13 protein-coding genes are annotated in these 12877 nt (G+C 61.0%); 7 read left to right on the forward strand and 6 right to left on the reverse strand.

Annotated features, from left to right (window positions below; translation table 11 throughout):
* Positions 1-10 precede the first annotated feature (10 nt).
* Complete coding sequence (locus tag NJ69_RS04850; protein ID WP_029613543.1) at positions 11-292, forward strand: GNAT family N-acetyltransferase; 282 nt, start codon at positions 11-13, stop codon at positions 290-292.
* 70 nt (positions 293-362) lie between these two features.
* Here the strand turns inward: NJ69_RS04850 and NJ69_RS04855 are convergent, their stop codons facing one another.
* On the reverse strand, positions 363-1439 hold the full coding sequence (locus tag NJ69_RS04855) for a 3-deoxy-7-phosphoheptulonate synthase (RefSeq protein WP_039576648.1): 1077 nt from the start codon (positions 1437-1439) through the stop codon (positions 363-365).
* 241 nt (positions 1440-1680) lie between these two features.
* On the opposite strand from NJ69_RS04855, the gene NJ69_RS04860 reads away from it, so the two are divergent.
* The 3 genes from NJ69_RS04860 (at position 1681) to cysB (ending at position 4326) form a co-directional block, all read left to right on the forward strand.
* The gene (locus NJ69_RS04860) at positions 1681-2628 is read left to right on the forward strand and encodes a putative 2-dehydropantoate 2-reductase (RefSeq protein ID WP_039576650.1); all 948 of its coding nucleotides are present in this window, start codon (positions 1681-1683) and stop codon (positions 2626-2628) included.
* A 98-nt stretch (positions 2629-2726) separates the two neighbouring features.
* Positions 2727-3224: a universal stress protein gene (locus tag NJ69_RS04865; protein ID WP_029613546.1), complete on the forward strand. Its 498-nt coding sequence runs from the start codon at positions 2727-2729 to the stop codon at positions 3222-3224.
* A 127-nt stretch (positions 3225-3351) separates the two neighbouring features.
* Positions 3352-4326, forward strand: a complete 975-nt coding sequence (gene cysB / locus NJ69_RS04870; RefSeq protein WP_039576653.1) for an HTH-type transcriptional regulator CysB — start codon at positions 3352-3354, stop codon at positions 4324-4326.
* A 101-nt stretch (positions 4327-4427) separates the two neighbouring features.
* On the opposite strand, the gene NJ69_RS04875 is transcribed toward cysB, so the two are convergent.
* The 5 genes from NJ69_RS04875 to NJ69_RS04895 form a co-directional block, all read right to left on the reverse strand.
* Positions 4428-5162, reverse strand: coding sequence for a phosphoadenylyl-sulfate reductase (locus tag NJ69_RS04875; RefSeq protein WP_039576658.1), 735 nt, complete (start codon positions 5160-5162; stop codon positions 4428-4430).
* Between the two features lie 103 nt (positions 5163-5265).
* On the reverse strand, positions 5266-6609 hold the full coding sequence (gene pabB / locus NJ69_RS04880) for an aminodeoxychorismate synthase component I (RefSeq protein ID WP_039576661.1): 1344 nt from the start codon (positions 6607-6609) through the stop codon (positions 5266-5268).
* Positions 6610-6697: 88 nt separating this feature from the next.
* Complete coding sequence (locus NJ69_RS04885) at positions 6698-7678, reverse strand: alpha-L-glutamate ligase-like protein (protein ID WP_029613549.1); 981 nt, start codon at positions 7676-7678, stop codon at positions 6698-6700.
* A complete protein-coding gene (locus tag NJ69_RS04890) occupies positions 7678-9213 on the reverse strand; it encodes an inactive transglutaminase family protein (protein WP_029613550.1) in 1536 nt (511 codons plus the stop codon). The genes NJ69_RS04885 and NJ69_RS04890 overlap by 1 nt, the downstream gene beginning before the upstream one ends.
* Positions 9214-9218: 5 nt before the next feature.
* The gene (locus NJ69_RS04895) at positions 9219-9755 is read right to left on the reverse strand and encodes an ATP-dependent zinc protease family protein (protein WP_029613551.1); all 537 of its coding nucleotides are present in this window, start codon (positions 9753-9755) and stop codon (positions 9219-9221) included.
* Between the two features lie 276 nt (positions 9756-10031).
* On the opposite strand from NJ69_RS04895, the gene NJ69_RS04900 reads away from it, so the two are divergent.
* From NJ69_RS04900 to prpC, 3 genes are all read left to right on the forward strand, one after another.
* Positions 10032-10748, forward strand: coding sequence for a GntR family transcriptional regulator (locus NJ69_RS04900; protein ID WP_039576664.1), 717 nt, complete (start codon positions 10032-10034; stop codon positions 10746-10748).
* Positions 10745-11635: a methylisocitrate lyase gene (gene prpB, locus NJ69_RS04905; protein ID WP_039576667.1), complete on the forward strand. Its 891-nt coding sequence runs from the start codon at positions 10745-10747 to the stop codon at positions 11633-11635. The genes NJ69_RS04900 and prpB overlap by 4 nt, the downstream gene beginning before the upstream one ends.
* A 69-nt stretch (positions 11636-11704) precedes the next feature.
* Positions 11705-12832: a bifunctional 2-methylcitrate synthase/citrate synthase gene (gene prpC, locus NJ69_RS04910; RefSeq protein WP_039576671.1), complete on the forward strand. Its 1128-nt coding sequence runs from the start codon at positions 11705-11707 to the stop codon at positions 12830-12832.
* Positions 12833-12877 lie beyond the last annotated feature (45 nt).

A 12877-nucleotide genomic window follows, 5' to 3' on the forward strand; every position in this document is an offset into this window, starting at 1 on the left:
AGGAGTAGTGATGAGTGAAGCGCTGACCATCCACCATGACCAAGTCGGTCATCAGTTCGAGACCAATGTCGACGGTCATCGTGCTTATCTCACCTACATGGATCTGGGCAAGCAGACGCTCGATATTTATCGCACCTTCGTTCCAAACGCGCTGCGCGGACGTGGCATCGCTGCCGCGTTGACGGAGAAAGCGCTGGAGTATGCCGAGCAGATGGGATACACCGTGATTCCCTCATGTTCCTATGTCGAACGCTACATGGAGCGTCAGCAGCGACATTCCAGCAAGGCCTGATCGGCTTACACCTACGAAAACGCCGGGCAATTGCCCGGCGTTTTCGTAGGTGTTCCGTCACTGCGATGCATCAGCCACGCTGACGTTTTGGCAGTACGTCCTTGAGTTTGGCGTGCATGCTGCGCAGGCTTTTCTCGGTCGCGGCCCAATCGATACAAGCATCGGTCACGGAGACGCCGTACTGGAGATCTTCCAGGTTTTTCGGAATCGCCTGACAGCCCCAGTTCAAATGGCTTTCCACCATCAGGCCGATGATCGACTGGTTGCCCTCGAGGATCTGGTTGGCCACGTTGTCCATGACCAGAGGCTGCAAAGCAGGGTCTTTGTTGGAGTTGGCATGGCTGCAGTCGACCATGATATTGGGCTTGATCTTGGCTTTGGCTAGATCCTGCTCGCACAGCGCCACACTGACCGAGTCGTAGTTGGGCTTGCCATTGCCGCCGCGCAGTACCACGTGGCCATAGGCGTTGCCTTTGGTAGTGACGATGGAGACGCCACCTTCCTGGTTGATGCCCAGGAAGCGGTGCGGCTTGGAGACCGACTGCAGGGCATTGATCGCAACGGTGAGGCCGCCGTCCGTGCCGTTCTTGAAGCCAACCGCCGACGACAGTCCAGAGGCCATTTCACGGTGGGTCTGGGATTCAGTGGTGCGCGCGCCGATGGCCGACCAACTGATCAAGTCCTGCAGGTACTGGGGTGAGATCGGGTCCAAGGCTTCGGTGGCGGTGGGCAGGCCCATCTCGGCCAGGTCCAGCAGTAGCTTACGACCGATGTGCAGACCGTCCTGGATCTTGAATGAGTCATCCAGGTACGGGTCGTTGATCAGACCTTTCCAGCCAACAGTGGTACGAGGTTTCTCAAAGTACACGCGCATGACCAGATAGAGCGTGTCGGACACTTCTTCGGCCAGCACTTTGAGGCGCTCGGCATACTCATGGGCAGCCTTGATGTCGTGGATGGAGCATGGGCCGATCACGACGAACAGGCGGTGATCCTTGCCGTCGAGGATGTCGCGTACCACTTCGCGGCCAGCCGTCACGGTCTGCAGGGCCTTGGCGCTGAGCGGGATTTCTTTCTTCAGCTGATCGGGGGTGATCAGGGTCTCGTTGGAGGCAACGTTGAGGTCATCGATCGGTAAATCAGCCATCGTGTTACTCGTCAGGTCACGGGTGCCGGCCGCCAGCAAACCCCGTGCGGCCCAGCAGCAGATTGTTCGCAGCGGGGGGAGCCGAACCTTAGCGCGTTACGTCGGGCGCGACAATGGTCATGGCCCTGTCCAGGAGGATTAACCCTGCCGACGGAGACGCTAGGTATAGTGGCGCGATCAAACGACGGTCGCTGCCTGCAGGCATGCGGTCGAGCAGACTTCGCCTGGACAGGAGGGCAGCATGGTTTCCCGCACTACACGCATCGGCATCATCGGTAGCGGTGCAATCGGTGGCTTCTATGGATTGATGCTGGCCCGCGCTGGTTTCGATGTGCACTTTCTGTTGCGTAGCGAGTACGCGGTGGTGCAAAAGGATGGGCTGAGTATCGATAGCGCCCTCCATGGAGCACTGCACATGAAGGTGCAGGCCTACGCCTCGGCTGGCGACATGCCGCCCTGTGACTGGCTGCTGGTCGGCGCCAAGGCCACCAGTAATGCCGAGCTGGCGCCGCTGCTCGTCCAGGCCGCAGCACCCGGTGCCCGTGTCGTATTGCTGCAGAACGGACTGGGCGTCGAGGAGCAATTGCGCCCTGCGCTGCGCGACGACATGCATCTGCTCGGCGGGCTGTGCTTCATCTGCGTGAATCGCCAGGCGCCCGGGGTCATTCGCCATCAAGCGCTGGGTGCGATCAACCTGGGCTACCACAGCGGCCCGGATGGCGTTGATGCTGGCGTAATCGCTGCTGAAGGCGCTGGGCTGTTCCGCGCCGCAGGGGTTGATTCGCAGCCGATGGACGACGTTGGCCAGGCGCGCTGGCAGAAATTGGTGTGGAATGTGCCTTACAACGGACTCTCAGTACTGTTGCAAGCCAGCACCAAAGCACTGATGAGCGATCCAGGCAGCCGTGAGCTGGTGCGCGCGCTGATGCACGAAGTGGTCATCGGGGCTCAGGCCTGTGGGCAGGTTTTACCTCAGGGCTATGTCGAGCACCTGTTGCGCGTGACCGATCAGATGCCCGAATACTGGCCGAGCATGTACCACGATCATGTTCATCGCAGACCGCTGGAACTGCAGGCGATCTATGCCGAGCCACTGGCCCGTGCGCGGCAGGCCGGTTGTCATTTACCGAGGATCGAATCCCTGTACCAGGCGCTGACGTTCATCGACCGACGTAACCGCGCCGACTGAGCGACTTCCGCAACTCGGCCCGCGACGGCGAGACGCTGCCGCGCAGGCGCTGCTAAGCTCAAGCGTGCTCTGCCCGCCGAGGCAGTCGAGGAGGCCGTATGATCCGCTCCATGCTGTACGCCACCGATCTTGGCGTCTACGCGCCTTTCGTCATGCAGCATGCTCTGGCCCTGGCACGCACGTTCGAGGCGCAGTTGTATGTGATCCACGCTGTCGAGCCGATGGGCCAGTTCGCCGAATCGCTCCTGCAGAGCTACCTCGATGAGCAGACGCTCGAGCGGTTGCACTCCCAGGGAGTGAATACGGTCATGGCCAACATAGAGCAGCGTGTGCTGGAAAGCTTTCGCGACGAGCTGGGCGAGGATGCTGACCTGGCCGTGATCAAGGCTGTGCGCGTGCGTCAGGGTGATCCGGCGCAAGTCATTCTGGAGCAGGCCCAGCGTCTGGCGGTTGACCTGCTGATCTTCGGCAGTCACGCCGAGGGCGCAGGGGTCGACGTGCCCATTGGAAGGACTGCGGTGCGGCTGCTCCAACTATCGCCTGTACCGGTGTATATGGTGCCGTTGGCTCAGCACCTGGGTCGTAGGAAAGGCTGAAACTGGCAGTAGGTCTTTTCCGTCAGACGTAACAAAATAGTTCTAGATTTCTTCATCTGACCACTAATATAGTTATAACTCGTCGCTGCCAGCAGCCGGTGACCTACCGCTGATCCGAGGGAAACCTATGAAGCTTCAACAACTGCGCTACATCTGGGAAGTGGCGCACCATGACCTCAACGTCTCTGCCACTGCGCAGAGTCTTTACACCTCCCAGCCGGGGATCAGCAAGCAGATCCGCCTTCTGGAGGATGAGTTGGGGGTCGAAGTCTTCGCCCGCAGCGGCAAGCACCTGACCCGCGTCACGCCGGCCGGTGAGCGCATCATCACGACTGCCGGTGAAATTCTGCGCAAGGTCGAGAGCATCAAACAGATCGCCCAGGAATTCTCCAACGAGAAGAAGGGGACGCTGTCGATCGCCACCACCCACACCCAGGCGCGCTATGCGTTGCCACCGGTGATCAGCAATTTCATCAAGCAGTACCCTGAAGTGTCCTTGCACATGCACCAGGGCTCGCCGATGCAGATCGCAGAGATGGCGGCCGATGGCACCGTCGATTTCGCCATCGCCACCGAAGCGCTGGAGTTGTTTGGCGACCTGATCATGATGCCCTGCTACAAGTGGAATCGTTGCGTTGTGGTGCCTCAGGGGCACCCGCTTACCAAGCTGCCCAAGCTCACCCTTGAGGCGCTGGCCGACTACCCCATCGTCACTTATGTGTTTGGTTTCACCGGTCGCTCGAAGCTGGACGAGGCGTTCAATCATCGCGGTCTGACGCCGAAGGTGGTGTTCACGGCGGCCGACGCTGATGTGATCAAAACTTACGTACGCTTGGGCCTGGGCGTGGGCATCGTGGCCAAGATGGCGGTCGATGCGAAGCTTGACAGCGATCTGGTCTGCCTGGACGCCAGCGAGTTGTTCGAAGCCAGCATCACCAAGATTGGCTTCCGTCGCGGCACTTTCCTGCGCGGCTTCATGTGCGACTTCATCGAAAAGTTCGCCCCTCACCTGACCCGCGAGGTGATGGCCAAAGCCATCCAGTGCCACAACAAGCAGGAGCTCGAGGCCCTGTTCGAAGGCGTCGAGCTGCCGGTGCACTAGAACGGCAGCTGCAAGCTATAAGCTTTGAGCTTCAAGAAAGAGCAGGCCGTGTGTGGTCTGCTCTTTTTGCTTGCAGCTTGCAGCTTGCAGCTTGCAGCTGTTCAGCCTTTGCTGATCAGGTTGCCCGCATGCAGGCCGCATTCCTTCTGGGTCGATTCCTCCCACCACCAACGGCCTTCGCGTTCGTGTTGGTTCGGTAGCACTGGGCGGGTGCACGGCTCGCAGCCGATGCTGATGAAGCCGCGTTCGTGGAGGCTGTTGTAGGGCAGCTCGAGCATGCGGATGTAGCCCCAGACTTCCTCGCTGGACATCTGTGCCAGGGGATTGAACTTGTACAGGGTGCGCTCGGCTGTGGAGAAGGCCGAGTCGATTTCCAGTGCTGCCACCTGGCTGCGAGTGCCGGGGCTCTGGTCGCGGCGCTGACCGGTCGCCCAGGCGCTGACGCCCGCCAGCTTGCGGCGCAGAGGTTCGATTTTGCGAATGCCGCAGCATTCGCCGTGGCCGTCCTTGTAGAAACTGAATAGCCCTTTGTCCTTGACGAAGGGGTCGAGCTTGGCGCGATCCGGGCTGAGAATTTCGATCGGCAGGCTGTAATGCTCGCGAACCTGATCGATGAAACGGTAGGTTTCCGGGTGCAAACGGCCGGTGTCCAGGCTGAAGACCTTGACCTGCTTGTTCAGCTTCCACGCCATGTCGACCAGCACCACATCTTCAGCACCGCTGAAGGAGATCCACAGGTCGTCACCGAAATGCTCGAAGGCGAGCTTGAGAATATCCTGGGGGGACTTGCTGGCGTAGGTCGCCGCCAGGGTGGCGACATCGAAGATTTGGCTCATCAGGCGGTTTCCATCGTGTGTATGGCGCTGTGCGCTCGTAGTGGGGCGATGGTAACAAAAAATGGCGTGGCAGACGCTTCCATCTCCGTCTGTCCGACCGCAATCACAGTCCTTGCAGGGTTTGCATCAGCACGCGGACTTTGGCGATGGATTCTTCGTATTCGGCTTCCCAGTTCGAATCGGCTACCACCGCGCCGCCTCCCCAACAACTGACTTGGCCGTCTTTGACCAGCAGGCTGCGGATGGCGATGGAGCTGTCCATTTCGCCACGTACGTCGATGTACAGCAGCGAGCCGCAATACAGCGCCCTTCGGGTCGGTTCCAGCTCGTCGATGATCTGCATGGCGCGGATCTTTGGTGCGCCGGTGATGGAGCCACCGGGGAAGCTGCCGGCGATCAGGTCGAGCGCATCCTTGTCGTCAGCCAGTCGGCCAGTGATGCTGCTGACCAGGTGATGGACATTCGGATAGCTTTCCAGGCTGAACAGCTCCGGTACCTTCACCGAGCCGATCTGGCAAGTGCGCCCTATGTCGTTGCGCAGCAGGTCAACGATCATCAGGTTTTCGGAGCGGTCTTTTTTGCTGGCTTGCAATTCGCGCGCGTTGCGCAGGTCTTCGGCAGGGTCTTCGGCGCGTGGGCGAGTGCCTTTGATCGGCCGGGTTTCGACCTGCCGCTGGCTGACGCGGACGAAGCGCTCGGGCGAGAAACTCAGTAGTGCGCTATTCGGGGTGAGCTGTTGGAACCCCGAGAAGGGCGTCGGGCAAGCGGCGCGCAGTGCCTGGTAGGCATGCCACGCGTCGCCTTGGCAGGGTGCGCGAAAACGCTGGGTCAGGTTGATCTGGTAGCAATCGCCCGCTTGGATGTAGCGCTGCACCTGGTCGAATGCAGCTCGGTAGTGTTCCGGTGCGAGATCGCCCTGCATGGGGGCCAGCAGCCTGAAGGTTTCGACTGAAGGTGACTCTGTTTGCTCGAACAGGTCGATCAGGCGCAGACGTTCAGCGTGTGGGAGTGCCGGGTGAAACATCAGTTGCGAGGTATGCAGCGCATGGTCCGTGATCATCGCCCAGGCATACAGGCCCAGTTGCGCATCGGTTAGTTTGAGGTCGTCCGTGGCCAGCTCGGGCAGGCGCTCCAGCCGTCGACCGAAGTCATAGCTCAGATAACCGATCAGACCGCCGGCAAAAGGTAGCTCGCTGCCGTCGGGGAGTCTGGCTTCACCCAGTTCGCTCAGTCCCTGGCGCAGTCGATCCAGGAATGCCTGGCCGCTTTCGCCGTCGGCGGCTTGCAGTTGCTGAATGGGCCAGGCACTGAACAGGTCGAAACGCCCACGCTCGGCAATCGGGCGCGCGCTGTCGAGCAGAATGGCGCCCGGAGCCTGACGCAGGCGCCCGAAATAATGCCCTGGATCGGGTCGGTAGGGCAGGGGATGAAGGGTACAGGTCGGCATCGGCATCGGCGGCGCTGAAAAACAAGGAGGGGGATTGTAGGCCGCTGTAGGACGGGTGCCTAGCACCCGCCCTATTGGAGCCAGTACCTCACTGCTGAACGACGTGGCCGAACAGGTTTTGCGCCACATGCACGCGGGTCTCGGCATCTTCGCTGATACCGTCCTTGGCCAAGGCCTCGATGTGCGCCTCGATGGCATGGGTCCGTTGGGTCAGGCCGCAGTCGTTGGCGATCTGAATATTCAAGCCCGGGCGGGCGTTGAGTTCGAGGATCAGTGGACCCTTCTCCTGGTCCAGTACCATGTCCACGCCGATGTAGCCGAGGCCGCACAGTTCATAACAACTGGCCGCCAGCTTCATGAAACCGTCCCAGTTCGGCAATTGCACACCGTCCACCGAGTTGGTGGTGTCCGGATGCTTGCTGATGATGCGGTTCAGCCAGGTTCCACGAAGGGTGACGCCGGTGGCCAGGTCGACACCCACGCCGATTGCGCCCTGGTGCAGGTTGGCCTTGCCGCCGGATTGCCGAGTGGGCAGGCGAAGCATGGCCATCACCGGATACCCCATCAGCACGATGATGCGGATGTCCGGTACCCCTTCGTAGCTGATGCTCTTGAAGATCTGGTCCGGCGTCACCCGGTACTCGATCAACGCGCGGTCGCGATGCCCGCCCAGCGAGTACAAGCCGGTGAGGATGCTGGAGATCTGATGCTCGATCTCTTCATGGCTGATGATCTTGCCCGACACCGTTCGATAGCGATCCTCGAAGCGGTCGGCGACAACCAATATGCCATCACCCCCTGCGCCTTGGGCGGGTTTGATCACGAAATCGCTGCGACCGCCGATGATCTGGTCGAGCTTGTCGATCTCTTTTTCGGTCTCGATGACGCCGTACATTTCCGGCACGTGAATGCCGGCTGCCAGTGCACGCTCTTTGGTGATGATCTTGTCATCGACGATCGGATACAGATGGCGCTTGTTGTACTTGAGTACATAGTCCGCGTTGCGCCGGTTGATGCCCATGATGCCCCGGGCTTCCAGGGCCTTCCAGGTCTTGATCAGTCCGAACATCAGGCGTCAGCCTTCTTCAGGAATGCCTTGAAGCGCACGAGCTCGGTCAGGCGGTAGCCGCGGTAGCGACCCATCGCCAGCATGAAGCCCACCAGAATCAACAGCACCGCCGGGAAGGTGAAGACGAAGTACACCGCTTCCGGCACGGTCATCAGCAGGTGCGCCAGCGAGGCGGCGAACAAGGTGCCGATGGCGACTTTCATCGCATGGCCGCCACCGCGTTCTTCCCAGGTGATCGACAGGCGTTCGATGGTCATGGTCAGGATCACCATCGGGAACAGGGCTACCGACAGTCCGCGTTCCAGGCCCAGCTTGTGGCTGAACAGGCTGATGGCGGCGATCAGTACCACCACGAAGGTCAGCACCACCGACAAGCGCGGCAGCATCTGCAGTTTAAGGTGTTCGAGATAGGAGCGCAGCGACAGGCCCAAGGCCGTGATCACCGTGAACAGCACGATGCCGAAGCCCAGCTGCGTCTCGCGGAATGCCAGGGCGATCAGTACGGGGGTGAAGGTGCCCAGGGTCTGGATGCCGATCAGGTTGCGCAGCACCAGGATCACCAGCACGCCGATCGGGATCATCACCATGATCATGAAGGTTTGCTGGGTTTGCAGTGGCAAGCCGTACAGGGAGTACTCGAGGAAATCGGCGTCGGTGTTCTCGTCGGTCAGCTTGGCCAGGCGAATGGCATTCATCTCGCTGTTGTTCATGCTGAAGGTGACTGTGGCTTTCTTGCCGCCGTCGACGGTGATCAGGTTGTCATCGCCTGTCCACCACAGCAGGCGATCGTTGGGCAGGCCTTGCTCGCCGGTTTCCGGGTTGAAGTACAGCCAGTCATTGCCGTTGAAGCTGCGCAGCCACAGTTCAGGGCTCTGCGGCGTATCGGCCACCAAGCGCACGGTATGGACCTTTTCCATCGGCACGTGGGCGATCGACAGCAGCAGGTCGATGACCTGGGCCTTTTTCAGCGGCGAGCTGTCACCGGCCAGCAGGAGCTTGGCGTTGTCGTCGTTGGGGTTGTTGACGCGCTTGATGGTCTCGCTGACGAAGGTCTCGACGTCGGCCGAATGCTGGCGAATAGGGGCCATGAGCGCTTCGGCGGCGATCTTCTCCGGACCCTCGACGGCCAGGCTGTCGCGGAAAGTCGGGCCTTTGATCTTGGCCTTTTCGGTGCTGTAGCGCTTGGTCAGGACCAGGCGGTAGTAAAGGGTCTGGTTACCGCTGGCGCGACGGGCCGACCAGGTGACCTTGCGGTTGCCGTCAGCGCGGTTGACGCTGACGCCATAGTTGTTGGAGATGAAGCTCTCGTTGAGGCTGACGTAATCACGGTTCAGCGGCGGAACGTACATCTGGATCTTCACCGGGTCCTTGGGACTGGCGACGAACTCGACCTTGGCGTCGATGTTCCACAGATCGTCCGTCTCGTCTTCGGTCACCGGGATGCCGAGGACGAAGATCTGATAGCAAGTGACCGTCACGCCCAGCAACACCAGGATGGTGATCAGGACTTTCAGGTGCAGGGTCAGAGAGCGCATCGGGGTTACTCTACTTTGGGAGCTTCGGTGGCGCAGGCAGGTTTGCCGGCCGCGTATTTGAGGCTAGGGTCGACCAGCGCGTCGAAGTGCTTGAGCGCCTCGGAACCGATGAGCAGCGGGAACTGGAACGCGCTGCGGTCGGTGAGGTTGACTTCGATGGTGCGCAGGGCCTGGCCCATGCAGATGTTCAGTTCGATCACCGGGCGATTGGTGTAGGCCTTGCCCTGGTCGGGATCGTAATCGCTGGCGCGTCGCTTGATCTTGCTGATACGGGCCAGGGGACGTTCGATGGGGTGCTTGTGGGCGGCGTCGATGGCCAGGTAGAAGCGTACCCAGCTCTCCCCGTTGCGCTTGAAGCGCTTGATGTCACGGGCGCTGAGCGACGCGGTCTTGGCGCCGGTGTCCAACTTGGCGGCCACTTCGAGGTCCAGGTCGCCCAGGCGGGCGTATTCGTTCAGGCCGTACACGGTCTTCTCGCCCGCGTGGCCGAGCGCCGGCAGTGCGGCGAGGCAGAACAACAGTGAAGAAAAAATGGGTCTCATAGTCCTGGCGCGGTGCTGTCTGAGTTCGGGGCAGGGCGCGAGCGCCTCGTTCATCTGTCAACAGCATGAAATGATGACAGGCACACTATCCGTAATCCTTCGGGAGCGCGGCATTCTATCACGCCGACGTCTTGACGCCAGCGCGCTGCGATCAGACCGCAGCGTTGGGCGGTAAGTTCTGCGTTGGTAGATTGTCGACAATATGGTTTTCGCCTTTGACTATAAATCGGTTTGTGGCTAAATTCAGGGTCGTAAGCCTTAAAGGTGTCGACAATAATGCTACAAGCACCCTCAGCCTTTGCCCCGGCTGCCGAGGATGGCGAAACCCTGTCCGAGCATGTGTTTCGCCGCATCCAGGCGGCCATCGTCAAGGGCGACATCGCGCCCGGCAGCAAGATCTCCGAGCCCGAGCTGGCGCGCACCTATGGCATCAGCCGTGGCCCTCTGCGCGAGGCCATCCACCGTCTGGAGGGGCAGCGTCTGCTGGTGCGCATCCCCCATGTCGGTGCGCGGGTGGTCTCGCTCAATCCTGCCGAGCTGGTCGAACTCTATGAAATCCGCGAGTCGCTCGAAGGTATGGCCTGTCGCTTGGCCGCCGAGCGCATGAGCGTGGAGCAGATCGACGAGCTGCGCCGCGTGCTCGATACCCACGAGCGCGACGCAGCCTTCCAGGCAGGGCTGGGTTACTACCAGCAGGAAGGCGATTTCGACTTCCACTATCGGATCATCCAGGGCAGCGGCAACCAGACCCTGGTGAAGATGCTCTGTGGCGAGTTGTATCAACTGGTGCGCATGTACCGTATCCAGTTCTCGGCCACGCCCAACCGGCCGCGCCACGCCTTCGCCGAACACCACCGCATTCTCGATGCCATCGCCGAACGCGATGGTGAACTGGCCGAACTGCTGATGCGTCGCCATATCGCGGCGTCCAAGCGCAACATCGAGCGTCACTACCAAGGCGCCGACAACACTAGTCCACGAGGTGAGTCATGACTGTGAAGAGCACTCCCGGCCAGCGTTTCCGCGATGCGGTCGCCGCCGAACATCCGCTGCAGGTGGTCGGGACCATCAACGCCAACCATGCGCTGCTGGCCAAACGTGCCGGATTCAAGGCCATCTACCTGTCTGGAGGGGGCGTCGCCGCCGGGTCCCTGGGGTTGCCTGACCTGGGCATCACCGGGTTGGACGACGTACTCACCGATGTCCGCCGGATCACCGATGTCTGCGACCTGCCGCTTCTGGTGGATGTGGACACCGGCTTTGGCGCCTCGGCGTTCAACGTGGCTCGCACGGTGCGCTCCATGAGCAAGTTCGGAGCTGCAGCCATTCATATCGAGGACCAGGTCGGCGCCAAGCGCTGCGGTCATCGACCGAACAAGGAAATCGTCTCGCAGCAGGAGATGGTCGATCGTATCAAGGCGGCGGTCGATGCGCGGACCGACGACAGCTTCGTGATCATGGCGCGCACCGACGCGCTGGCAGTCGAAGGGCTGAACGCGGCCCTGGACCGCGCTGCGGCCTGTGTCGAGGCGGGCGCCGACATGATCTTCCCCGAGGCCATTACCGAGCTGCAGATGTACAAGACCTTCGCTGACCGAGTAAAGGCGCCTATCTTGGCCAACATCACTGAGTTCGGCGCCACGCCACTGTTCACCACCGAGGAGTTGGCAGCCGTCGACGTGTCCTTGGTGTTGTATCCGTTGTCGGCATTCCGCGCCATGAACAAGGCGGCCGAGAACGTCTACACCGCGCTGCGCCGTGATGGCACGCAGAAGCAGGTGGTGGACACGATGCAGACGCGTATGGAGCTTTACGATGCCATTGGCTACCACGCCTTCGAGCAGAGCCTCGATGCGTTGTTCGCACAGAAAAAAGGCTGATGACCGAACAGGTCAGGCCCGATTAGCCAGCAAGACTTCATAACAATTTCAAGAAAGGAGAACCATCCCATGGCCGAAGCAAAAGTACTCAGCGGTGCCGGCCTGCGCGGCCAGGTGGCCGGGCAGACCGCGCTGTCGACCGTCGGCCAGGCCGGTGCCGGCCTGACCTACCGTGGCTACGACGTGCGTGATCTGGCAGCAGGTGCCGAATTCGAGGAAGTGGCGTATTTGCTGCTGTATGGCGAGCTGCCGAGCAAGGCCGAGCTCGCCGACTACAAGCACCGACTCAAAGCGCTGCGTGACCTGCCGCAGGCGCTCAAGGAAGTCCTCGAGCGTATCCCGCGCGACGCCCACCCGATGGATGTCATGCGCACGGGCTGTTCGCTGCTCGGCACGCTGGAGCCGGAGCTGACCTTCGATGCTCAGCGCGACAGGACCGACCGTCTGCTGGCGCTGTTCCCGGCAGTCATGTGCTACTGGTATCGCTTCAGTCACCACGGCGTGCGCATCGACTGCAGCAGCGACGAGGACAGCCTGGGTGGTCATTTCCTTTATCTGTTGCACGGCAAGAAGCCCAGCGATCTGCACGTGAAGGTGATGAACGTCTCGCTGATCCTTTACGCCGAGCACGAGTTCAACGCCTCCACCTTCACTGCGCGCGTTTGCGCCTCGACATTGTCCGATCTTTATTCGTGCATCACAGCGGCCATCGGCGCGCTGCGCGGACCGCTGCATGGCGGCGCCAACGAGGCGGCCATGGAGCTGATCGAGCGCTTCCAAAGTCCGCAGGAGGCCAGCGCCGAACTGCTGCGCATGCTTGAGCGCAAGGACAAGATCATGGGCTTCGGCCATGCGATCTACAAGGAGTCCGATCCGCGCAACGAGGTGATCAAGGGCTGGTCGAAACAGCTCGCCGACGAGGTGGGTGATACCGTGCTCTACCCAGTCTCCGAAGCCATCGACAAGACCATGTGGGAGCAGAAGCGGCTTTTCCCCAACGCCGATTTCTACCATGCCTCGGCGTATCACTTCATGGGCATCCCGACCAAGCTGTTCACACCGATCTTCGTCTGTTCGCGGCTGACCGGCTGGGCCGCGCATGTCTTCGAGCAACGGGCAAACAACCGCATCATTCGACCCAGTGCCGAATACACCGGTGTCGAGCAGCGTCAGTTCGTGCCGATCGATCGGCGCTGACTCACCGGTCGTGGGGCTGCATTGCAGCCCTGTTGCGATCCAAGA

Source organism: Pseudomonas parafulva, assembly GCF_000800255.1.
Lineage (GTDB): Bacteria > Pseudomonadota > Gammaproteobacteria > Pseudomonadales > Pseudomonadaceae > Aquipseudomonas > Aquipseudomonas boreofloridensis.